The sequence below is a fragment of the Fundidesulfovibrio soli genome (assembly GCF_022808695.1).
GTDB classification, from domain to species: Bacteria; Desulfobacterota; Desulfovibrionia; order Desulfovibrionales; family Desulfovibrionaceae; genus Fundidesulfovibrio; species Fundidesulfovibrio soli.
Genome location: NZ_JAKZKW010000012.1, coordinates 13,563 through 36,242, shown reverse-complemented (window position 1 = coordinate 36,242; position 22,680 = coordinate 13,563). Strand labels below are relative to the sequence as shown.

The following is a 22,680-nucleotide window of genomic DNA, read 5'->3' as shown; positions in this document are numbered from 1 at the left end:
GCCTGTCCTGGCACTGGACGTGCTCGTAATTCAGATATAAATTTCTTGAATAGGCGTGTTGTAAATAACCGTCTCACATCTCCTGGAGGCGTCCATGATTTACAACTTACGTAAAGTATTCGCGACGTTTCTGTTGCTGCTCGTCCCGGTTATGGCCCAGGCTGGCGACAAGGGCCTGCGTTGGGCGGACATACCCCAATCCAGCGTCACTTCTTCCGGCCAGGCCCGAGTGATCGTCACCCTGGACGTGCCGGGCATCTCCGAGCTGACAGGGGCCTCCCGCAAGGCCACGGTCGACCACTCCAAGGCCGACCCGCCCGGGGCCAAGGCGGAAGCGGCCCTGGCCGAGGCCGCCCGCACCGCGGACGCCGCCCTGGAGCAGGGCATCGCCTCCGTGGCCCAGGCCGTGGCCCAGAACGCCGATCCGTCCTCCCTGGCCAAGGGCGCAGCAGCCGCGCGCGTGTTCAAGACCGTGCCCGGCATGGCCATGACCGTGAGCGAGGCCGCGCTGGAAGCCCTCAAGGCCGACCCGCGCGTGTTGCATATCCAGATCGACGAGGCGGCTCCCCTCATCCCGCCCGTCAAGGGCAGCGGCAGCAAAGCCGGGGCCCTGGACGCCCCCGCCGCCGACCTGCCGCCCGACACCCCGCAGCTGGCCCAGTCCGCACCCATGATCGGCGCGGACAAGGTATGGGCCAAGGGCTGGCGGGGCCAGGGCTGGTACGTGGCCATCCTGGACACCGGCATCCGCCGCACCCATGAAATGTTCACAGGCAAGACCATCCAGGAGGCCTGCTATTCGGCCTCGGCCAACTGCCCCAACGGGCAGGCCTCCATGTCAGGCACAGGTGCGGCCGCCCACTACAGCAGCGCCTACGCCGGGTGGGACCACGGCACCCACGTCTCCGGCATCGCGGCGGGCAAGAAGCCCGACGGAACGCTCTCCGGCATCGCCAAGGACGCCAACATCATCGCGGTGAACGTCTTCTCGATCTTCCCGGCCACGTCGGACGTCCGGTCATACACTTCCGACCAGATTTTGGGCTTGGAATACATCTATTCCCTGCGCAACACCTACAAGATCGGCGCGGTGAACATGAGCCTCGGAGGCGGGCAGTATTTCGCGGCCTGCGACATCGCCAACGCCCCCCGCAAGGCCGCCATCGACAACCTGGTTTCCGTGAAAATCGCCACCTGCATCGCCTCGGGCAATGATGGATTCTGCGACAGCGTGGGCGCGCCGGGCTGCATCTCCACGGCCATCACCGTGGGCGCGGTGACCAAGGGCGACCTCGAGGCTTCGTACAACAACTGGGGCCCCGGCCTGGTTGATTTCTGGGCTCCCGGCAGCTCCATCACCTCATCGACGGGAGACTCTGACACCAGCTACGAATCCTGGAACGGCACCTCCATGGCCACACCCCACGTGACCGGCACCTGGACGCTCATGCGCCAGCGCGCCCCCTCCGAAGGCGTGGCGGCCATCCAGACGCGGCTGACCAACGGCGGCGTCTCCGTGCAGACCGCCTGCCCCGACGGGGGCTACCGCCCGCGCATCAACGTCTTCAATTCCCAGAACTGGAACAGGTTCTCCAGCGCGGCCAGCCAGCTGCTGCTCCTGCAGGGCAACTAGCTTCCCTCCCGGGCCGTCATCATGAAGCCCCCGGCCGAAATGCCGGGGGCTTCCGCCGTTTTCGGCACTTGTTGACATGGCCGCGCACCGGCCGTAAGCATTATTCTGGTTGAAAACCCAGTTTCCCGCCCGGACGGCGCGGGAACAAACTCCAGGAGGGGCCATGAACAAGCAGATGTCCTTCACCTCCCTCGAACACGACTTCCGCCACGAGCTGCGGGACAAGCTGGACAAGTGCGAAGACACCTTCGACCTGGAGCGGCAATTCTCGCGGGTGGTTGCCGAGTTCATGCGCCAGGCCCTCGGCGGCCTGGTGGAGGTCGAGAACGAGGACATCAGCCTCGCCCCGAAGGTGAAGCCCTATTACACGCTGAGCACAAGGCTGCTTGGCGACCCGGGCTTCGTGGAGGTCAACTCCAGCTCCGACCTGTCAAACATCCTGGAACGTTTCGCGGAGAAGGCCCGCAACGACTACCTGCACATGGAGAAGAAGGACTCGGGCTCAGACCAGAAGATCCGCAACCCGCAGCGGGGCTGAACAGCGCGGACGACTGAACGGCGGCGCACGGATGAATCAAGGCTGATGGGGCCGGGCCGGCTGGTCCGGCCCTTATTGCGTCTTGGCGGCGCGCCAGGAGGGGGCGTCGGGGTTTGGGGGTGGCTCCGGGGGATTCCCCGGCTGAAGAGGGCTCGGCCCGCCCGTTATTGCTGCCGCAGCATGAGCACGAGGTCGTCGGCGTTGCCCGGGATGCCGTCAGGACCGGCCGAGCGCAGGGTCCCGGCGTTCTCGTCCAGCAGGTAGGGCCCGCCCCAGCCGTCGCGCTTCCAGGAGCTTGGGATCAGGTCCTCCCCGTGCGGCCCGGCGGGCTCGCCGCCGTGCACGGCGCGGTAGGCCTCGCGCAGGGCCTTGTCCCAGTTGGTGCGGCAGATGTCGCCCCGGGGCATCGCCCCCACGGGGCCGCGCCCACGGCAGGGGCACTCGCTGCAGCCGTTGGCGGTGAGCTGCTCCAGGCTGGGGGCGCCCTGCCCCGCCTTGACGAGGAAGGCCGCGACCTCGGCCATGTCCGCCCGTGTGTGCGCCATGCGCAGCGGCTCGTAGAATCTGGAGAAAAAGAGCACGGAGCCCCCGAGTACCAGCACGGCCAGCACTCCCAGCAGGAAGCGCCCGGCCTCGCTCCGGGCCTGGGCTTCGCTCTGGGCGTCGGCCTCGTCTCCGGCGGCGCGAAGGCCCGCCACGGCCTCGATCAACCGGGCCGAGACCTCGGCGGCCCGCCCCGGCTCCGTCAGGAGTTCCTCGGCCAGGGCGCGCGCCCGGCGCACCGGCGTGGTCTGGGGTCCGTTCGCCAGCAGGTCCCTGGCGGCCAGCGCCAGGCACTTCCAGGCCTCGGCCGCCGCATCCGCCCTGCCGGAGCGCTCCAGGCTCCCCGCGCGCAGCCACAGGCGCACCAGATGGTCGGCATCCCTGCCGAAGGTCTCCGTCATTTCCCCGCTCCGGTTTCAAAGAGGCAGAAGGCGTTGTCGCGTCCCTGCCGCAGGTCCAGGTGGGCGGTGAAGTCGTGGTTGCCGATGGAGAAGACACGCACCGGCCGCACCAGCGGCCCGCCATCCCCGGAGACCTCCCCCTGGCAGTAGGCGGGGGCGATGCCGCGCGAGCGCAGGTAGCCCCAGAGCCACTGGGCCTGGGCCTCCATCTGGGCGCGGAATTCCGGCTTGTCCCACTCGGAGGCGGGGGCCTGGCCCTCGCTGGCGGCGATGAAGGTGTAGACCACCGGGGAGTACAGGATGAGGCCCACGCGCTTCACCTGGATGAAGGCGTCCAGTTCGGCGTACCCGGCCTCGTCCAGGGTGGAGGGCTTGAACGTCAACACGTCGGAGCGCGTGAGCTGGCTATCCACCGAGATGGGGCTCACGCCACGGTCCGGGAACACGAGCAGGCGGCTGTCTCCGTCCACGCGCAGGCCCTGCCCCTGCAAGGCGGCGCGCAGGGCCTTGTGGAAGGGCGGCGTCCCATAGATGTAGGCGGGGAACACGGTGAAGAACGTGGCCACGGCCACGGCCGCCCCCCCCGCGCCCGCCAGCCCGCCAAGCCAAGGGGAGAGCACGCGGGCCGCGCCCTCCAGGGCCGCCGCGCCAAGCAGCGCGGCGAAGGGCATCAGAGGCAGGAAGAATCTGTCGCCCATGAACCACTGCTCGAAGCCGTTGATGCGCGCCACCAGCCCAACGAACACCAGCGCCGTGAGCAGCGCGGTGCCGAAGAGCGCGGCCGGGCGGCGGAACATGACGGCGGGCACTGCCCTCCAGCGCAGGCCCCTGGCCCGCAGCAGCCACGCCGCCAGCGCGCCGAGCGCCAGCATGCCCGCCAGGGTCCAGGCCACGGGCGGGGTGAGCACATGGGCGTAGACCATGTCGCGCCCGTAGTGGGCCAGCTTGTCCCAGGTGAGGCTCACGGACTGCTTGATGTAGACCTGCTCGTCGCCGTGCCCGAAGATGCTGGTCCACAGGGTGGCCATCCTGGGTACGAAGTCCGTCTCCGCCTTGACCAGGGCCGAAAAGCCGAGGAATGGCAGCGCAGCGCCCAGCCCGTAGAGCGTGCCGCTCTCCAGGGCGGCCGCGATCCGGCGCCCGTTCAGCAGGTGCCAGGCCACGGGCACCACGGGCAGGAACACCGTCCAGAGCAGGACCGTGGGATGGCACAGCCCGGCGTAGCCGCCCGCGAAGCCCCCCGACAGGAGCGCCAGGTATCTGGCGGCCACGCGCCCGGGGGCCAGCCGGGTGCTCCGCAGAAGCAGGCAGTAGGAAGTCAGGACGAAGGTGATGGAGCTGATGTGCGGCAGCCCGTCGCGGGCCTGCAGGACCATGGCCGGGCAGCAGGCGTAGAGCAGCATGGCCAGGCCCGCCGGCAGGAAGGACAGGCCCGCCAGCCGGGCCGCCCCGAAGACCAGGGCCATGTTGAGGGTATCCAGCGCGGCGGAGAGCATGGGCAGGGTCGCGTCCCCGCAGCCCAGCAGCCTGGAGGCCCCGGCCCCCAAAAGCATGTAGGCCGGCTTGGACCAAGCGCCCTCGGGCGCGATGAGCCCCTGGGCCCACTCGCAGGAGATGCGCGCGTAGGTCCAGACGTCGAAGCCGTCCATGACGGACTGCGGCAGCAGCTTCCAGCGCAGATTCGCGCCCAGGCCCAGCACCGCCGCGAACAGGGCCCACTTCCAGAAGGGGGCCTTGATCACCTGCCCTCCCCGGCCCCGCTCCCCGAACGCCTGGGGGCGGCGCGGCCGCGCCAGTCCCCTCCCAGCTCGGACATGTCGAAAAACTTGGAGGTGGGGGAGTAGCGCGAACCCGGGGCCTTGGTCTTGACGTAGCGCCAGACCAGGGCCTTGCGCAGCAGGCGCGTGCAAATCTCGAAGCGGCCCAGGGTGATGTTGTAGAGCCGCAGGGCGACGAGTTTGGGCGTGCTCATGAGCATGGGCGCAACTCCGAGGCGGCGAGCAGGTAGTCCACGGCGAAGGCCGTGGTGTAGCGGTCGTCCAGCCAGCAGGGGGTGGGCAGGGTCCCGGCGCGCAGGCCGTCGGCCAGCCGGTCCAGGGCAGGGCTTTGGTGCGCGGCCAGGGCGCGCGGATACACGTACTGGGTGCGGCGGCTGTTGCCCCGCCAGTCCACATGCCCCAGCTCCCCGATGCGCGGCTCCACGGCGGCAAGGCCCTTTAGCACGGCATCCGGCAGCCAGGCCTCGTCAGCGGTGAGGGCCATGACCGAGATCAGGCTGCTCAGCGTAATTGTCTGGTAGCCCACGTCCAGCCCGCCGTACTCGATGAACGTGCCCGAGGAGTCCGTGAGGCGGCGCAGGGCCTCCCCCCGCTCCCGGGCCAGCTTGCGGATGCGCCCGTCCCCGGTGAGGGCGGCGTAGCCGTGCAGGGCGTGCAGGGAGGCGGCCATCTGGTTGGCCACGTCCGGGTTGGCGTTGGAGCCCAGCCATAGGAAGGTGGATTCGGCCTCGCGCAGCTCCCGCTCGAAGCTGTCCGCGCCCAGCAGGCGCGCGCACTCCACGAAGGCCGCCGAGGAGAACGACGTGGCGCAGAAGGAGCGCTCGAAGGGGTAGATCTCGCGGGTGGAGCCGTCGGCGTTGCGGGTGGCCAGCCAGTGGCTCCAGACGCCCCGCACCCACTGCGGCAGCACATCCCGACCGTGAAAAAGGTTGTCCTCACTGGGGTAGGCCCAGGCCAACGCCAGGAGCAGCCCTGCCTCCTGGGCGCGGCTGTTGGGCAGGTCCGTGAGGCGGTAGTGCCAGAAGGCCCTGTCGCAGCAGCCGAAGGTGGGGGAATCCGGGTCGCGGTCGATGAAGCCCAGCACCCTGGGCAGCGTGGCCAGGGCCGGGGCCGCGAACAGGGCTTCCAGTTCGCGCGGCTCAGGCATCGGGCGCTCCGCCGGAACTGTCGGAACGGGCCATGGGGTGCTGCCCCGGCTGGTTGAGCAGGCTCAGGCGTATCTGGGATATCTGCTCGGCAAGCAGGCCGTTGATGAAGAACAGCAGCCCGCCCAGCAGGAGCACCACGGCGATGCTGTGCACCCCGGAGGTCATGATGAGCTGGTAGAGCCCCAGGCCCACGCCCAGCACGAACATGCACAGCGCCAGGGGGAAGAAAATCTTGAAGGGCCTGAAGAGCATGAACAGGCGGAAGATGATCTTCAGGAAGCGCAGGCCGTCGCGCATGGGCTGGATGTTGCTGGTGCCCTGCTCCCGGCGCACGATGGTGTGCAGGGGCAGGAACTTCACGAAGTAGCCCGAGTTGATGAAGGCCAGCGTGATGGTGGAGGGGTAGGAGTAGCGCATGGGGTACAGCGGCGCGAACAGGAAGTAGAGCTCGCGCTTCACGGCCCGGAACCCGGAGGTCAGGTCCATGATGGGGGTGCCCCCGATGATCTCGGCCACCTTGCGCAGCATGACGTTGCCGAAGTCGCGCACGGGGTCGGTGCGGCACTGCTTGGTGCGCGAGCCCACAACCATGTCGTAGTCCGGCAGGTGCTCCAGCAGCTTGGGGATGTCCTCGGGCTGGTGCTGGCCGTCGCAGTCCATGACCACCATGTAGGGCCGGGTGGCGCGCTTGGCCCCGCTCTTCACGGTGGCCCCGTTGCCCAGGTTGTAGCGGTGCTCCACCACAACGGCCCCGGCCTCGCGGGCCAGGCGGGCGGTGTCGTCCGTGGAGCCGTCGGAGCAGACCACGATCTCGAAATCCTCGGACACGGCGCGGATGCGCGCGATGATCCCGCTGATGGACTCCTGCTCGTTATAGGCCGGAATGACGACCGAGACTTCTTTGAATGGCACCATCAGTCTTTCCCTCGGAATATGAACTCGAACAGGCGTGTCGAGGACAGGGCCACCCGCTTGAGGTCGTCGGTGTTGCGCAGGAGCTCCCGGGCGCATTGCAGCCAGTAGCCCGGGCGCAGGTAGAAGCGGCGGTAGGCGCGGCGCACCAGCTTGGGCAGCTCGTCCTGGTCCACGCGGCAGTAATGCTTGTTGAACATGCCCTCGGTGTGCAGCCGGGCGAGGTCCGTGGCGCTGCCGTCGGCGATCTCGGGGGCCAGCTCGCGCACGCGCTCGAACAGGGGCGTGCCCGGATAGGGCGTGCAGATGCCGAAGGTGGCCGTGGTGGGGTTGAGCGCCAGCACGTAGTCGATGGTCATCTCGATCGTTTCCCGGGTGTCGCCGGGGTTGCCGATCATCACGTGGGCGTGGGTGGAGAGCCCGATCCGGCGGGCCGCCTTGAAGATGGCCAGGCCCTGCTCCAGCCTGTAGCCCTTGCGGATGCCGTCCAGGACCTCCTGGGAGCCCGACTCCACCCCGAACTTCAGGGTGTGGCACCCGGCCTTTCTGGCCAGGGCCATGGTCTCCTCATCGATCATGTTCACGCGGGCGTTGGCGATCCAGGTGAGGTCCAGCTTCTCGTCGATGATGGCCCGGCAGATGGCGTGGTCGCGCTGGCGGTCCACGAAGAAGGTGTCGTCGCGGAAGTAGACCTCCTTGACGCCCTTGGAGGCGAAGGAGCGCAACTGGTCCATCACGTGCTCGAAGCTCTGGCGGCGGAAGACCTTGCCGTCGAAGGTGGGGGCCGTGCAGAAGATGCACTTGCCCGGGCAGCCCTTGCTGGTGGTGGTGGTCATGTAGGGCATGCGCCTGACCAGCGGGTTGAAATAGTGGATGCCCTTGGGCAGCAGGTCCACGTCCGGGTGGGGCAGCCAGTCCAGGTTCTCCAGGAAGGGGCGCTTTTCGTTCAGCAGGGGCCGTCCGTCCGCCCCGCGCGAACCCAGGCCGAGGATGGAACCGGTCGGCAGGCCGTCGCTTACGGCCCGGGCCAGCTCCAGCACCGTCTCCTCCGGCTCGAACATGACCACGTGGTCCACGCCGGGGTGCTCCAGGCAGGGCCTGGGCATGAACGTGGGGTGGGAGCCGAACACGGCCGTGACGAGGCCGGGGTTGCGCTTCTTGAGCTGCGCCAGGTACCCGGCGTCCTCCAGGAAACTCATGGTGGAGGTGGTCATGAGCACCAGGCCGTAGGCCCCGATGCGCGTGCCCACCTCTTCGGGCTTCATCTGCAGGGCCTGGGCGTCCAGGAAGTCCGCCTCCAGGCCTTCGCGGCGCAGAAGCGTGGTCATCACCAGCAGGTTGAAGGGCGGCACGGTGCCGCCGCCGATGCGGTTGCCCTTGCACCAGCAGCCGTAGAGCACGTCGCGCACGACGTTGCCGGCCTGGCTGGTCATGGGGTTGAGCAGCAGGGTTTTCATTCGGATGGGTCCCGCTTACGCCGGGTCATTCCCAGCGGATTCCGAAGCGCTCCTGCCACATCTGGAACCCAAGCAGGGTGAACACCTGCTTGAACCCGAGCAGCGGCGAGGAGCCGGCCCGGGCGACGACCCTCCCGACGGCGCGGGGATCGAGGATGTGTGGATTGATCGCGCCTGGAGACAGATATTTAGCGACCAGATTGTTCAAGGCGTCTTGATACGCGCCCTGCAGGGGAAAGTAAAACGCCTTTTTCCCGCCCTCGGGCCGCCCGGGGATGACCACGTTGCGCTGGAAATGGGTCCTCAGCGGCAATTTGCCGCGTCCGCCCCTGATCTTGAGGGCCTTGGGCAGCGAAATGGCGAAGCTGGCCAGCCTGTCGCCCAGGTAGGGCACGCGGCCCTCGATGCCCACGGCCATGGTCATCCTGTCGAGCTTGGTCAGGATGTTGTCGGGCAGCCAGTGGCGCAGGTCGTGGCGGTAGGCGGCCTCCAGCGGGTCCGGGGCCTGGTCGATGCGGCGGCGCAGCGGCTCCAGGAACTCCCGGCGGGCGTCGGCCTCGCCCCCGGCCAGGGCCGGGCCCAGCAGGGCCTCGCGCTCGTCCTCACCGAACACGGAGGCGAACAGCAGGTACACCCCGCCCGGGGAGCCCGCCCGCGCAAGCAGGCGCGCCAGGCGCTCGCGCCCGAGCACGCCCATGGAGTCGGGGTAGTTGAAGGCCTTGTCCAGCAGGGAGACGGGCAGCATGTTCACCAGGGGCGCGGCCAGGCCCATGAACGGGGCCAGCGCCCGCATCCTCGGCCTCGCGAGCTTGGCCAGGGCCTCGTGGTGGATGTAGCCCAGCATGGTCTCGTCGGCCCCGTCGCCGCTCATGACCACCTTCACCCGCTTGGAGGCCTCCAGGCAGACCAGGTACAGCGGCAGCAGGATGGCGTCCCCGAAGGGGGCGTCCAGGTGGTAGAGCAGCTCGGGAAACATCTCCAGGCTCTCGGGGGGCACAAGCACGGTGTGCTGCTCGCAGCCCAGGTGGCGCGCGGTGCGCTCGGCCTCCACGGACTCCGAGGGCGCGCCCCGGAAGTCCACGGTGAAGGTCTCCAGGGGCCTGTGCCCGCAGGCGGCCATGGCGGCCGTGACCGCCGTGGAGTCCACCCCGCCGGACAGGAACGCGCCCAGGGGCACGTCGCTCATCAGGTGGGAGGATACGGCCTCCCGCAGAAGACCCGAGAAGCACTCGAAGGCGTCCTCCTCGTTGGTCCGGGGCTCCACCTCGGGCAGGTCCCAGTAGCGCTCGACAATGGGGGCGCGGTTGCCCTTCTGGCGGAAGAAGGTGCCGGGCGGAAGGCTCAAGGCGTCGGCGAAGGCCGTCTCCGGCCCGGGGATGAAGCGGAAGGTCAAAAACAGCGCGGCGGACTTGGGGTTGCCCACCGGGCGGCAGGCCCCGCAGGCCAGCAGGGCCTTGATCTCGGAGGCGAAGGCGAAGCGGCCCTGGTCCCAGGTGTAATAGAGGGGCTTGATGCCGAAGCGGTCGCGCGCGCCGAAGAGCAGGTCGCGCCGGGCGTCGTGCAGCACGAAGGCGAACATGCCCTCGATGCGCGAGAGCATCCGCTCGCCGTGCGCCTCGTACATGCGCAGCAGGACCTCGGTGTCCGAGGAGGTGTCGAAGCTCTGGCCGGACGCCTCGAGCTCGCGGCGCAGCTGGCGGTAGTTGTAGATCTCCCCGTTGAAGACCAGGCTCACGGCCCCGTCGCGGCTGTGCATGGGCTGCGCGCCCCCGGCCAAGTCTATGATGGCCAGCCGAGCGTGGCCCAGGGCCACGCCGCCCGAACGCCATGCCCCGCGCCCGTCCGGCCCGCGGTGGGCGATGGACGCGAGCATCGCGTCGAGGTCGTAGCCGGGGTCAGCCCGAAAGCCGCAGATACCGCACATGGTTCACACCAGCAGCGCCAGGCGAGGGCGCTAGCGCGCCGTGCTCTCCTGGCCCTGGACGTGCTTCTTGCGGGCGTAGCCCTTGATGCCGAGAAGCGTCAGCGCCCCGCGCGCGAAGAGCATGAACTCCGAGAGGCGGCGCACCCGCAAGACCTTGCGCAGGATGGACATGGGCCGGAAGTAGAAGCGCCTGTAGCACTGCTTGAGCAGCTCCGAGAGCTCCCTGCGGGAGAGGTGCTCCTCCCAGATGGGCTCCACGAAGTTGGGGATGGGGTTCAGGGCGTGCTTGCGCCAGATGTCGGGGTCGAAGAGCTTCCTCTCCACGGCCAGGTCGAACATGGCCGTGCCCTGGTAGACGATGCAGATGTTGAACTGGGCGAAGTCCGAGTCGATGGCCACGGCGTTGTCGATCAGCTTCACGATGTCTTCGCGGGTCTTGTGGTGGGGGAAGCCGATGATCCAGTTGGTGGAGGTCGTGATGCCGACCTTGCGGCACAGGCGCATGGCCCGGAAGACCTGCGCCACGCTGATCTTCTTGTTGATGGCCTTGAGGCCCTCGTCGCTGGCGTCCTCCACGCCGAAGAGGATCTGGCGGCAGCCCGCCTTCTTCACCAGGCGCAGCATGTCCTCGTCCACGGCGTCCACCCTGCCCCGGAAGGACCAGACCACGTCCTTCCAGTTCTTGGCCAGGATGGACTCGGCGATGGTCTTGACCCGCTTGGCCGAGGCGTTGAACAGGTCGTCGAAGAAGAAGAACTCGCGGATGCCCTGGGCGTGGTACAGCTCCATCTCCGCCAGGATGTTCTCCACGCTGCGGGAGCGGTAGGTGGAGTACGGCTTGCAGCAGAAGGTGCAGTGGAAGGGGCAGCCGCGCGAGCTGCAGATGGTGCCCACGGGCAGGCCCGTGCCTATGGCGCTGAAATAGCGCTTGAAGTCCACCAGGTCGAAGGCCGGGAAGGGCAGCTTGTCGATGTCCTGCACGTAGCCGGGGGCGCCGGTGTTGACCACCTCCCCGCCCTTGCGCATCCAGACGCCGGGGATGAAGTCGAGGGGCTTGCCGTCCTCCAGGGCGTCCAGGAAGGCGGGGAAGGTCTCCTCGGCCTCGCCGGTGATGAGGTAGTCCACCTCGGGCTGGGCCATGGACTCCGCCGGGAAGAGCATGGTGTGCGGCCCGCCCCAGACGATGGTCGCCTTGGGGAGCGCGGCGCGCAGGCTGCGGGTGAGCATCAGGGCGTCGTAGAGGTTGGGCGTGTAGACCGTGAGGCCGATCACGTCCGGCGCGTAGTCCTTGGCGCGCTGGGAGGCCTGCTCGGGGGTGAGCTTGTCCAGGATGCAGTCGACGAGCTTCACCTCGTGGCGGCCCAGGGCCCGGATGGCCCCGGCCAGGTAGAGGATGCCCATGGGGGGGAACACGCCGATGTCGGTGGCTTCTATGTCCCAGTCGTCGGTGGTCTTGCCGACGTTGGCGTCGGGGACGTTCATGAGCAGAACGCGCATCACTTGCTCTCTGTGGCTATGGTTTTGATCACTTTGGCCGGAACCCCGCCCACCACCGTGCCCGGGGCCACCTCGGAGTGGACCACCGCGCCGGCGGCCACCACCGCGTTGTCCCCGATGCGCGCCCCGCCCAGGATCATGGCGCCCGCCCCGATCCAGACGTTGGAGCCCACCGTGATGGGGGTGCCGGTGTAGGCCCGGCTGGTGGCCGGGATGTCGCAGCGCGAAAAATCGTGGTCGCCGGTGACCAGCACGGCCCCCGGCCCGATGAGCACGTCGTCGCCCAGGGTCAGGCCGCCCTGCCCCGAGGCCAGCACGGCGTTGACGCCGACCCAGCAGCGCTTGCCCGTGACGATGCCCTCGCCCTCGCGGGCGTTGGACACGTAGGCGCAGAGGTAGGCCCCGCGCATCACGCGCGTGCAGTCTCCCAGGGTGATCCCCGCGCGGGAGCCGTGGATGCGGCAGAGCCGGTCCACGTAGACGCTGCCGCCGAAGCGCAGCGTGTCCATGTGCAGAAGCTCGGAGCCGCTCTCCATCACCGGGGCGCTCGACCCCTTGGCCAGAAGCGGCCGGTAGAGCAGCTGGCGCAGGGCCATGCCCGGCAGGCCGGGCACCCAGCCCGCGAGGTACTGGGCCAGCTGTTCCGCCGCGTAGCGCAGGGGCGTGCGGGCGCGGCTCTCAAGGTATTTGCCCAGGGCCCCGGCCGAGGATTCGGCCATGTAGTTGCCCAGCACGTCCTGGCGGCGGCCGCCGCCCTGGCCCTGCGGATCAGGCACCGGCGCCTCCGCTCCACTCCAGGCAGGCCGCGACCACGCGCTCGGCCTCCACCTGGTGCATGGCCGGGTGGCAGGGCAGGCTGACCACGCTGGCCGCCGCGGCCTCGGCGTTGGGGCAGTCCACGGCCAGGGAGTTGGCCGCCAGGTAGGCGTGTTTGTTCAACGCCAGGGGGTAGTGCACGCCCGTGTCGATGCCCTTGGCCTTGAGGTGATCCCTGAAGCCCTGGCGGTCCGCCGGGCGCACCACGAAGAGGTGCGCGGCGCGGCCGCGCACCATGGGCACGGGGTTCAGGGCCTGGAGGCGGTCGGCGTAGTACGCGGCGACCACGTTCCTGGCGGCGTTGTCCTTGTCCAGCACGCGCAGGCGCTCGCAGAGCAGCGCGGCCTGCATCTCGTCCAGGCGGGAGTTGAAGCCGGTCATCACGCACTCGCCAGAGGCGTCCTGCCCGTAGAAGCGCATGCGGCGCAACCGCTCGGCCATGTCGCCGTCCTCGGTGACGACCGCGCCGCCGTCGCCGTAGCAGCCCAGGTTCTTGGTGGGGTAGAAGCTGAAGGCGGCGGCCTTGCCGAACAGCCCGCAGGACACGCCGTTGATGGCGGAGCCGGTGGACTGGGCGCAGTCCTCGATGATGGTCAGGCCCAGGTCCGAGGCGGCGCCCAGGATGGGGCCCATGGCGCAAGGCACGCCGTAGAGGTGCACCGGCAGCACGGCCGTGGCGCCCAGGGCCGCGGCGCGGCGCAGGGAGTCGGGGTCCAACGTGAGGGTCCTGGGGTCCACGTCGGCAAACACGGGCACGCACCCGGCGCGCAGCACCCCCACGGCGCTGGGCGGGGCCGTCAGCGCGGGGACCACCACCTTGTCGCCGGGCTTCACCCCCGCTGCCCACAGGGCCAGGGTGATGGCGTCGGTGCCGTTGGCCACGCCCACGCAGTGCCGCGCGCCGAGCCAGGCCGCGAACTCGCGCTCGAAGCGGGCCACGTTGGGACCCAGGATGATCTGGGGGCTTACGAGCACGTCCGTGGCGGCCTTGGCCAGCTGCGGGGCGATGGGCTGGGACACGGCCGCCATGTCGAAGAAGGCCACCCTGCCCTCGCCCAGCGCGGGGCGGCCCGTGCGGCCCACGGTCTTGTCGATGATGAACAGGGGGCGCTTGCGGGTCTGCTCCAGGTTGATCCAGAGGTAGCCGCCGATGGTGGCGAAGCCCACGAAGAGCAGCGTGATGACCGCCAGCTGCGAGAGCATGATGGAGGGCCAGCCCGGCGTGGTGATCAGCCCGGCCATGGAGCCGAGCACGATGTAGACCATGGCCGCCAGGCACAGCCCGGTGAGCCCCAGGCCCATGAGCCCGAAAATCTTGATGGGGAAGCTGGAGAAGGCCACGATGGACTGCAGGGCGTAGGAAATCTTGCGCCCCAGGCTCCACATGCTCCTGCCGTGCTTGCGCTGGGCCCTGTGGTAGGAGATCACGGCCCGGTCGAAGCCCGCCCAGACGATGAGGCCCATCAGGGAGGTCTTCTTCTCCTCGGATTGCAGCAGCACCTCCACCACGGCCCGGTCCAGCAGGCAGAAGTCGAAGCCGCCGGGGGGCATGTCCTTCAGGGCGATGCGCCTGAACAGCCACTGGAAGGTCTGCGCGAACAGGCGGGAGGCCAGAGGGTCGTCGCGCCCGGCCCGGGAGCAGAGCACCACCTTCTTGCCCTCGCGCCAGTGGGCCACCATGTCCTCGATGAGCTCGGGCGGGTCCTGCAGGTCGGCGGAGAGGATCACGGCCGCGTCGTGCCCCGCCACCTGGGCCAGGCCGGCGGAGATGGCCACGAAGGAGCCGTGATTGCGCGAGAGCAGGATGCCGCAGACGCGCGGGTCGCGCCGGGCCAGCTCCTCGATGACGGCCTGGGAGTTGTCCGGGGAGCGGTCGTTGACGAACTGGAGCGTCAGCTCCACGTTGGCCTTGTCGCAGGCGGCCACGATGCGCTCGTACAGCTCGGGCAGGCTCTGCTCGTTGCCGTACACCGGAACGACGACGGCGATTCGCGGGCGAAGATTCAGCATTGGGAGCACTTCATGTCCAGGTTGGGGGCGGACCCGCGCCAGTCGCCCGCTGTGCAGAAATATCCGTCCGGCCCTTCCTTCAAGGGCGCGCCGCAGATGCACACCAGCCCGGCCGCCCGGGCCGGGTTGCCCTTGACCAGGGTGAAGGGCGGCACGTCCCGCGTGACCACGGCCCCCGCGCCCACCAGGGCGTACGGACCCACGGTGACGCCGGGCAGGATGATGGAGCCCGCGCCCAGGGAGCAGCCGTGCATGAGGCGCGTCAGGGGATGCTCCACGAAGCGCTTGGAGCGGGGGTAGGTGTCGTTGGCGAAGCTCACGCCGGGGCCGATGAACACCTGGTCCTCCACGCGCAGGCCGTCGTAGAGGGCCACGTGGTTCTTGACCGTCACGTTGTCCCCGAGCACCACGTCGTTCTCGATGAACACGCCGTCGCAGATGTTGGCGAAGCGCCCGATGCGCGCCCCGGGCAGCACGTGTGCGAAGGCCCATATCCGCGATCCCTCCCCCACGTGGGGGCTCTCGCAGATGCCTTGGGGATGCACGAAATAGTCCGGGGCGGTGCTCACAACATGTGTCCTTGGAGAGTGGCGATGGGTTCCGGGGCGGCGGCGCCGCGGCCAGCCAGCGGGCGGGCGGGCGGGGCGCCCATGCTGGCGTGCGGTTTTATGCCATTCGCGGCGCAGTTGGCAACCTCCGCGCGGGGCCGGTATGCACCCCGGCCCCGGGTTTGTCCAGCGGCGCGGGGCCTACCGCTCCCGGCGCTCCGCCTTGGCCAGGCGCAGGAAGGAGCCGTCCAGCCCCAGGGCGCGCATGGAGAGCACGCCCAGCGCCGAGTTGAAGAGCATCTGCGCCAGCGGCAGCACCAGCGACAGCGGCACCGCGGGCTCCAGGGGCAGCCCGAGCATGGCGAAGGCGTAGACCACGCTGGCCTGGTACACCCCGATGCTGCCGGGGGCGGAGGGCAGCAAGGCCCCGAAGTTCACCAGGGAGAAGACGAGCAGGGCCTCCATCACTCCGCCTGGCACATGGAAAGCCTGGAAGCCCACCCAGAAGGTCAGGCCCTCCACGAGCCAGACCATGAGGCCCAGGGCCGTGAACCAGGCGAAATTCGCGTCCGCGCGGACGAAGGCCAGCGAGTCCCGCAGGGAGCCGATCAGGCCCTCCAGCTTCGCGCCCGGACCGGCGGGCAGCTTCGCGGCCAGGGAGAGCAAGAGGCCGGTGACTCCGGGCACGGTCTTGAGCGCCACCAGCACGGCCAACGCGCCCAGGAATATGGCCGAGGCGGTCAGCAGGATGCCCAGGGCGACGCCCTGGTAGCCCGGCTCCACATGCACCGAGAGGATGGCCAGCAGGAAGATGAGCAGCAGGGCCAGCACGTCGAAGATGCGCTCGATGAGCACGGACATGATCCCGGCGGAAAGGGCCACCCCGCGCAGCCGCTTCAGCAGCAGGGCCCGGGCCACGTCCCCGGCCTTGGCCGGGAGGATGTTGTTGACCAGGTTGCCCACCAGGATGATGTGGGCGGAGGCAGGCAGAGGCACGGACAGCACAGGCTCCAACAGGCGGGACCAGCGCGCGGCGCGCAGGGCCAGGCCCAGGGCGTAGAGGCCGAAGAGCGCGGCGGTCCATCCGGGGCTCAGGCTGCCAAACCCCTGGACGATGGCCTCCAGCCCCACGACGTGGAGCACCCAGGCCAAGAGCGCCAGGCTGATGATCAGGCCCGCGTGGCGTTTCAGAAGAGAGAGGAACTTCATGCCGTTGCCGCGCTTTGAGGGTTGAGCGCGAGGGACGGGGCTACTGCGCGCCGCCGGCGGGGCCGCACGCGGTTGCGGTGTTGCGGAACAGCGACCACGCGCCCTGCTCGCCCACGAACTCCAGGCCGGGAATCCGCTCCAGGATCTTCCTGGCCTCGGGCACCCGCGTCAGGACCCAGCCCGACTTGAGCGGCCCGGCGAAGTTCTTGTCCTCGGGGAAGCGCATGTCGTTGATGCCCATCTCGGGGGGGATGAACATGAAGGCCGAACCCGTGGAGTAGCTCCCGAACACCAGGGCCGTGTTGCACCAGGGCGAGGGGGCGCCCTTGCGGTAGGTGATCTTGCTGAAGAGCTCCCGGTGCTCGTGGGCACCGGCCCGGGCCGTGACGCCGCTGTACTCGGTGCCGCCCACCATGCGCATGTCCGTCATGAGCGCGGGGGCAAGGGCCAGCTGCAGCGCCAGCACGGGCATGAGCCAGCGCAGCCGCACGGTGCGCGCCATAATCAGCAGCGAACACACGAAATGGGGCATGCCCAGGCGCAGGCCCGTCATGCCCACGGCGGCGTAGTAGTAGAAGAACGACGCGGCCAGGATGCTCCCCAGGTTCACGACATGGAAGACGGCCAGCCCGGCGAGCTTCCCGCCGTCCGGGGCGGAGGCGGTCCGCTCCTTGAGGGTGAGCAGGGGCGCGGCGAAGGCGTAGGCGATCACCATCCAGAAGAGCATGAGCTGGGCGCTCAACTGCTCCGGCTCGAACACGCCCAGGAAGTTGGTCTTGATCAGGGCGGCCAGCGGCCCGGCGTCGCCGCGCAGCAGGCTTGAGTACACGGCCATGCCGAAGCGGCTGCCGGGGAAGGGCTCGTAGGGGTACGGGGCCGCGAACAGCACGTACCCCGCGAAGCACAGGGCGAAGCCGCCCACGGCCTTGGCCATGCCCACGGCCCAGGCCCTGGGACTGCGCATCCGGTCGAAAGGCATGTGGAAGGCGAAAAACAGCAGGGCCCAGCTGTAGCGGGTGAGGCCCGCGCAGCCGATCAGCAGCCAGAGCGCAGCGCTGAACGCACCCGCCCTGCCGCCGGCCTCGATGTGCCTGAAGAAGAGCCCGGCCAGCGCGATGGCCACGGAGAACTGGAACGCCTCCGACATCATGATCGGCGTGAACATCTGTAGGTAGAGGCAGGTGCCGAAGAAGGCTAGGCAGAACAGAATGTAGCGCGCGCCAGCCCGCATGAGCCAGGGCAGCAGGGCCAGTGCGGCGGTCAGGAAGCCGATGTTGACCCAGACCGGGGTCTGGGGCTTCCAGCCCGCCACCTTGCCGATGGCGGCGTAGAGCATCTGGAACCACATGCTGTGCGCGGCGAAGGTGCCCACGCCGAACCTGGCGGCCGGGGCCGTCAGCTCCTCGTAGCCGTAGTACCCGCCCTTGAGCCCCACGCTCACCAGGGTGGCGATCTCGTGCCAGAACACGCAGGGGTCGCCGTTGGAGGGGAAGTGGTCGGCGATGGAGGCCTTGAGCACGTGGTGGACCAGCACGTACACGCCCAGAAACGGCAACGCGCACAGCATCGCCCACAGCGCGTACGCGCCGAGCCTTTCCCTCAGGTGGCGCATCAGAAGAACACCTTGCCCTGTTTTGACCACACCTGGGCCCATTTGCCGTACATCTGGATGCGGATCAGCTCCACCACGTCGTCGTGGTCCACGTCGCCGTAGCGCAGGCAGCGCAGGTTCAGCCAGCGCCTGGCCCCGATGGGCGACCACTCGGCCGAGCCGCGCAGGCGGTCCACCGGGCGGTTGCCCTCGGTGAGAACGGTGATGGAGCAGTCCTCGCCGGACATGCGCGGGAACCACACGGCCTTGTCCCGGTCGCGCGAGACCTCCACGGCCAGCACGGCGGGCTGCTGCGGGTCGGTGGGGCTGATCACGTCCCAGCCCTCCGCGTCGCCCTTGGCCAGGGTGACGTTGGACGACCTCTCCCAGCTGATGGTCTGGGCGATGTTGGAGCAGGAGAGCAGCTGCCCCTTGGCCAGGGGCGTGGCCTTGAACGGCTCCACGCAGGAGCAGCGCACCGCCAGGAAGAAATCCGAATAGAGGGTGAGCCCCGCGGCCACGGCCGCCACGCACAGCAGTGCGGGGAGCCAGACGCGCGGGGAGGTGAGGTTCTTCATAATTGGTGTGAACGGAGTGCCCTATATCGGCCCGCTCCGCAACATCCGGGCATCTTGCAGCCTGTTCAAAAAGCCCGTTGGCAAGGCGCACGAAAAAGCCAAGGCCGACGCGTATCTGTCATACGCGAGGGTTTGGCTTTTTCGAGGCAACGCAGCCAGCGGGAATCTTTCAACAGGCTGCTAGAGGTATTTGGGCAGGTGCTCCCTGTAGTACTCCAGGGTCCTGGCCACGCCCTCGCGCAGCTCCGTCACCGGGGACCAGCCCGTGACGCTGTGGATCTTGGTGATGTCGGAGAAGAAATCGCCCGGCTCCTGGGTCTTGCGTTCGGCGCTGAAGGGCGTGAACTCCCAGGGCGTGTCGGTCATGGAGGTGATGACCTCGGCCAGCTCCAGGAAGGAGGACGGCCTGGAGTGCCCCACGTTGAAGGTCTGCCCCTCGGCCTCGGGCACGATGGAGAGGTACAGCAGGGCGTCCACGCAGTCGTCGATGTAGAGGAAGTCGCGCATGATGCGGCCGTCGCCGTAGACCGGGATGGGCTTGCCCTCCAGGGCCAGGCGGATGAACCAGTTGGCCACGCCGAACTTGTTGTGGCGCATCTGGGCGCGGGGGCCGTAGATGTTGGTCAGCCGGGCCAGCACGCAGGGGATGCCGTGGTTGCGCTGGTAGGAGCCGATGATGTGCTCGGCCGCCAGCAGCGAGATCTCGTAGATGCCCTTGGGCTGGCAGAGGTTTTCCTCGGTGGCGGGCAGCTTGAGCACCGGGCCGTACTGCCCGCGCGAGCCCAGCTTGATGACCTTGGCCCTGGGGTTGTGCTTGCGCAGGGCCTCCATGAGCACGGCCGTGCCCGTGATGTTGATGTCGATATCAGGGAAGGGGTCGCACAGGCTCTTCAGGTGGCAGACCTGCGCGGCGGAGTGGAAGACGTAGTCCTGGCCCCGCACCAGCCACTCGATGGCGGTGCGGTCCCGGATGTCGCAGTAGTTGACCGCGCAGGCTTCGCCCAGCTCCGCCACGTTGAAGGGGTTGCCGCCGTACTCCTCGATCATGGCGTCCACCAGGGTCAGCTTCGCCCCGAGCCGGTGCAGGCGCACCGCCAGGCTGGAGCCGAGGAATCCCAGCCCGCCCAGAATCAGGACGCGCTTGCCGGACAACGCTGCTTTGAGGTCCTGCTCGGAGAGGGACCGGGGTGCTGTCGTGTTCATAAGTCCTTACGGTCTCGGTGTGGTGTTGGCGGGCCGCCGCGCGCGGGGCGGGCGCTGCGCCAGGGGGAGACATATCATCTCACCCCCGGGCGTCAATCCCGCGCTCTCGGCCCGCGCTCTTGGCCCACGCTCTCGGCCCACGCTCTTGGCCCGCGATATTGGCCCGCGCTATTGGCCCGCGCTATTGGGACTTCTGCCGCCCGGCAACGATGCGCCTGAAGGCGTCCGTGCCCGCGAGTCCCTCCAGGAAGCGCCTCGTGTAGGCTTCGGAGCTGGCCTTGTCCAGGTGCGAGCCGTCGTAGGTGCGCAGGTCGTCCGTCTCCACGCCCACGGCCTCCCCGCCGATCTGGCGGGCCAGGGCCTGCTCCTGGCCGGGGCACCAGCCGCCGCTGGGGATGTTGCCCACGACCACCGACGTCCCCCACTGCCTGAAGGCCTCCGTCAGCTCGCCGGGCATGGCGTACTGCTGCACGCAGGGCTCGTCGGCCTTCTTGATGGGCATGTGGGGGGTGTCCAGCCAGTCGTCGCGGAACCAGCAGCCGTTGATGGTGGAGCGGTACGTGGCGTTGAAGGACTGGCGCGGGTAGAGCCAGGAGTACATCGGCTGCGAGACCAGGGCCGCCGCGTTCTTGACCCGCCAGAGGGTCTCGCCGGAGAGCACGTACTTGAAGCTGGTGAGCCAGCTGGTCTCCATGGCCTCCTTGGCGGCCTGGAACATGGCGTTGGCCACGAAGGAGGGCACCGTGAACACCACGGCCTTGGGGTGGATGCCGTGCTTCTTCATGATGGCCAGGGGGAACTCCCAGCCGGTGGCCCCGTCGATGGCCAGGTTGAAGATGCGCACGCCGTGGGCCTTGGAGAAGGCCTCCACCTGCCGCCAGTCGAAGCCCAGCAGGGAGCGCGAATCGCCCAGGAGCACGATGTCGGCCTGGCGGGCGTTGTCAACGGAGGGCCCGATGCCGTGGTAGAGCACGTAGTAGTGCGTCTCGGTCAGGCCCCACTGCAGGTCGATGTACCAGTCCGCGCCGGGAGGGGTGGGCTTGATCGAGAGGTAGGGCGTGCGCCCCCCGCCGAAGTTGAACGCCCCCGTGAAGAAGAGGACCGCGGCGGCGAACACCAGCAGCACGACGGTCATGTACACTTGGTAGCGGCGGAGCTTCATGGCTGTCCTAGAACTGGAAGTACAGGAATTCGAGGCTCTTGAAGGAAGTGAACACCGTGAGCACGCTCGCGGTGAGCAGCACCGCCACCACCAGGGCCCACCCCAACGTGGGCTTCCAGACCAGCCCCCGCAGCAGGAAGTGGCGCTCGCCCCTGTACAGCCCGATGCCGGGCGAATACCGGCGCAGCACCTGCTGGGTGTTGGGCAGGATGAACACCGCCGCCAGCAGCAGGCCCAGCGCCGCCATCTCGCGGATGTCCATGGCGTTCAGGGCCGCGTAGTCCCGCCATTTGCCGAAGTCGAGCATGGAGCGCATCACCGTGGTCCCGCTCTGCAGGGTGTCCGCCCGGAACATGACCCAGGCGAAGTTCACGGCCAAGAAGGTCAGCAGGCAGGAGAGCGCGTTGGTGACCAGGTTGCCCTGCCCTCCCCCCGCCCTGGGGCCGAACCCCAGGAGCTTCTTGAGGTCGCGCCAGAGGTGGTTGACCATCAGGTAGGCCGCGTGCATCAGGCCCCAGACGATGAAGGTCCAGCCCGCGCCGTGCCAGACCCCGGCCAGGAACATGGAGACTGCCAGGTTCACGTATTTGCGGACCGCGCCTTTGCGGCTGCCGCCCAGGGGGATGTAGAGGTAGTCCCGGATGAAGCGCGAGAGGGTGCGGTGCCAGCGCTGCCAGAAGTCCACGGCGCTGCGGGCCTTGTAGGGCGAGTGGAAGTTCACGGGCAGCTTGATGCCCACCATGCGCGAGAGCCCCAGGGCCATGTCGGAATAGCCCGAAAAGTCGAAATAGAGCTGCAGCGTGTAGGCCAGGGAGCCCTTCCAGGCCATGTAGAAGGGGATGAGCTCCTTGCCGGCGCTCTCCTTGAAGGCGATGTTGGCCATGTAGGCGATGTTGTCCGCCACCACCACCTTCTTGAACAGGCCCATGGCGAAGAGCGTCAGCCCCACGCCCAAGTCCATCATGTTGAAATAGTGCCGCTTCCGGGTGTTGAACTGCGGCATCATCTCGTTGTGGTGCAGGATAGGCCCCGCGATCAGGTGCGGGAAGTAGGAGACGAACAGCACGTAGTTCAGCAGGCCGTAGCGGTGCACCTGCCGGGCGTAGCAGTCCACCAGGTAGGCGGTCTGGGTGAAGGTGAAGAAGCTGATGCCCAGGGGCAGCTCAATGGGCGGGTTGGGCAGGTTCGCGCCCAGCAGGGCGTTGGCCGCGCCCACCAGGAAGTTGGTGTACTTGTAATAGAGCAGCAGGGCCAGGTTCAGGGCCACGCCCAGGGTGAGGATGCGTTTGGCCTGGCGCTGGCTCCCGGCGGCCTTCCTGTCCAGAATGGATTCCCCGACGAAGTAGTTCATCAGGATGGAGGCGCCCAGCAGCACCAGGTAGCCCGCCTTCCACCAGCCGTAGAAGAAGATGGAGGCCGCCGCCATCCAGGCGATGCCCCACTTGTGGGACCACCGGCTCAGGACGAAATACAGCCCCAGCGTGATGGGCAGATAGAAAAATATGAATTCAATGGAGGAGAAAAGCATCGCGATCCTTCATCACAGGGCGTGCTCAGGGCCGGGGGGCTGCCACGCGGGAGCGGGCGCCGCGGGCGGGGACGGTCCGGCGGGCTGCCGGCCATCAGGGCCGTGGCCGCGAAGCCGTTTTTTGGACGAGGCACCGGGCAAAGTCAAGGAATTGGGGCTCCGGCCCCGGGGCAGCGCCCGCGCCCTCCCCGGACGGGCGCGCCA

The 22,680-nt window shown here is 68.5% G+C and carries 19 protein-coding genes; 2 read left to right on the top strand and 17 right to left on the bottom strand.

Going from position 1 to position 22,680, the window contains the following annotated elements; all coding sequences use genetic code 11:
- Positions 1-94: 94 nt before the first annotated feature.
- On the top strand, positions 95-1,633 hold the full coding sequence (locus MLE18_RS11445) for a S8 family peptidase (protein WP_243438932.1): 1,539 nt from the start codon (positions 95-97) through the stop codon (positions 1,631-1,633).
- 163 nt (positions 1,634-1,796) lie between these two features.
- Positions 1,797-2,171, top strand: coding sequence for a hypothetical protein (locus MLE18_RS11440; protein WP_243438931.1), 375 nt, complete (start codon positions 1,797-1,799; stop codon positions 2,169-2,171).
- A gap of 164 nt (positions 2,172-2,335) precedes the next feature.
- On the opposite strand, the gene MLE18_RS11435 is transcribed toward MLE18_RS11440, so the two are convergent.
- The 17 genes from MLE18_RS11435 to MLE18_RS11345 all read right to left on the bottom strand — a co-directional run bounded on the left by MLE18_RS11435 (position 2,336) and on the right by MLE18_RS11345 (position 22,476).
- Positions 2,336-3,115 (bottom strand): hypothetical protein, encoded by a 780-nt coding sequence (locus MLE18_RS11435; protein WP_243438930.1) that lies wholly within the window; start codon positions 3,113-3,115, stop codon positions 2,336-2,338.
- A complete protein-coding gene (locus tag MLE18_RS11430) occupies positions 3,112-4,857 on the bottom strand; it encodes a hypothetical protein (RefSeq protein ID WP_243438929.1) in 1,746 nt (581 codons plus the stop codon). The genes MLE18_RS11435 and MLE18_RS11430 overlap by 4 nt, the downstream gene beginning before the upstream one ends.
- Entirely contained in the window at positions 4,854-5,093 is a 240-nt protein-coding gene (locus MLE18_RS11425; RefSeq protein ID WP_243438928.1) for a hypothetical protein, read from the bottom strand. Before MLE18_RS11425 ends, MLE18_RS11430 begins: the two co-directional genes overlap by 4 nt.
- Positions 5,084-6,040, bottom strand: a complete 957-nt coding sequence (locus MLE18_RS11420; RefSeq protein WP_243438927.1) for a hypothetical protein — start codon at positions 6,038-6,040, stop codon at positions 5,084-5,086. The genes MLE18_RS11425 and MLE18_RS11420 overlap by 10 nt, the downstream gene beginning before the upstream one ends.
- Positions 6,033-6,956: a glycosyltransferase family 2 protein gene (locus MLE18_RS11415; RefSeq protein WP_243438926.1), complete on the bottom strand. Its 924-nt coding sequence runs from the start codon at positions 6,954-6,956 to the stop codon at positions 6,033-6,035. The genes MLE18_RS11420 and MLE18_RS11415 overlap by 8 nt, the downstream gene beginning before the upstream one ends.
- Positions 6,956-8,410: a B12-binding domain-containing radical SAM protein gene (locus MLE18_RS11410; RefSeq protein ID WP_243438925.1), complete on the bottom strand. Its 1,455-nt coding sequence runs from the start codon at positions 8,408-8,410 to the stop codon at positions 6,956-6,958. Before MLE18_RS11410 ends, MLE18_RS11415 begins: the two co-directional genes overlap by 1 nt.
- Positions 8,411-8,435: 25 nt before the next feature.
- On the bottom strand, positions 8,436-10,334 hold the full coding sequence (gene asnB / locus MLE18_RS11405) for an asparagine synthase (glutamine-hydrolyzing) (RefSeq protein WP_243438924.1): 1,899 nt from the start codon (positions 10,332-10,334) through the stop codon (positions 8,436-8,438).
- A gap of 30 nt (positions 10,335-10,364) precedes the next feature.
- A complete protein-coding gene (locus MLE18_RS11400; protein ID WP_243438923.1) occupies positions 10,365-11,831 on the bottom strand; it encodes a B12-binding domain-containing radical SAM protein in 1,467 nt (488 codons plus the stop codon).
- Positions 11,831-12,607, bottom strand: coding sequence for an acyltransferase (locus MLE18_RS18130; protein WP_336605580.1), 777 nt, complete (start codon positions 12,605-12,607; stop codon positions 11,831-11,833). The genes MLE18_RS11400 and MLE18_RS18130 overlap by 1 nt, the downstream gene beginning before the upstream one ends.
- Positions 12,600-14,657: a DegT/DnrJ/EryC1/StrS family aminotransferase gene (locus tag MLE18_RS11385; protein ID WP_243438922.1), complete on the bottom strand. Its 2,058-nt coding sequence runs from the start codon at positions 14,655-14,657 to the stop codon at positions 12,600-12,602. Before MLE18_RS11385 ends, MLE18_RS18130 begins: the two co-directional genes overlap by 8 nt.
- Complete coding sequence (locus tag MLE18_RS17980; protein ID WP_336605579.1) at positions 14,651-15,226, bottom strand: acyltransferase; 576 nt, start codon at positions 15,224-15,226, stop codon at positions 14,651-14,653. The genes MLE18_RS11385 and MLE18_RS17980 overlap by 7 nt, the downstream gene beginning before the upstream one ends.
- Positions 15,227-15,406: 180 nt before the next feature.
- The gene (locus MLE18_RS11370) at positions 15,407-16,414 is read right to left on the bottom strand and encodes a lysylphosphatidylglycerol synthase transmembrane domain-containing protein (protein ID WP_243438921.1); all 1,008 of its coding nucleotides are present in this window, start codon (positions 16,412-16,414) and stop codon (positions 15,407-15,409) included.
- Between the two features lie 40 nt (positions 16,415-16,454).
- A complete protein-coding gene (locus tag MLE18_RS11365; protein WP_243438920.1) occupies positions 16,455-18,026 on the bottom strand; it encodes a hypothetical protein in 1,572 nt (523 codons plus the stop codon).
- The gene (locus MLE18_RS11360; RefSeq protein ID WP_243438919.1) at positions 18,026-18,583 is read right to left on the bottom strand and encodes a hypothetical protein; all 558 of its coding nucleotides are present in this window, start codon (positions 18,581-18,583) and stop codon (positions 18,026-18,028) included. The genes MLE18_RS11365 and MLE18_RS11360 overlap by 1 nt, the downstream gene beginning before the upstream one ends.
- Positions 18,584-18,763: 180 nt before the next feature.
- Positions 18,764-19,786: an NAD-dependent epimerase/dehydratase family protein gene (locus MLE18_RS11355; protein ID WP_243438918.1), complete on the bottom strand. Its 1,023-nt coding sequence runs from the start codon at positions 19,784-19,786 to the stop codon at positions 18,764-18,766.
- Between the two features lie 181 nt (positions 19,787-19,967).
- On the bottom strand, positions 19,968-20,948 hold the full coding sequence (locus MLE18_RS11350; RefSeq protein ID WP_243438917.1) for a hypothetical protein: 981 nt from the start codon (positions 20,946-20,948) through the stop codon (positions 19,968-19,970).
- Between the two features lie 7 nt (positions 20,949-20,955).
- Positions 20,956-22,476 carry an MBOAT family O-acyltransferase gene (locus MLE18_RS11345; protein ID WP_243438916.1) on the bottom strand — a complete coding sequence of 507 codons (1,521 nt, stop codon included), beginning with the start codon at positions 22,474-22,476 and terminating at the stop codon, positions 20,956-20,958.
- Positions 22,477-22,680: the final 204 nt, after the last annotated feature.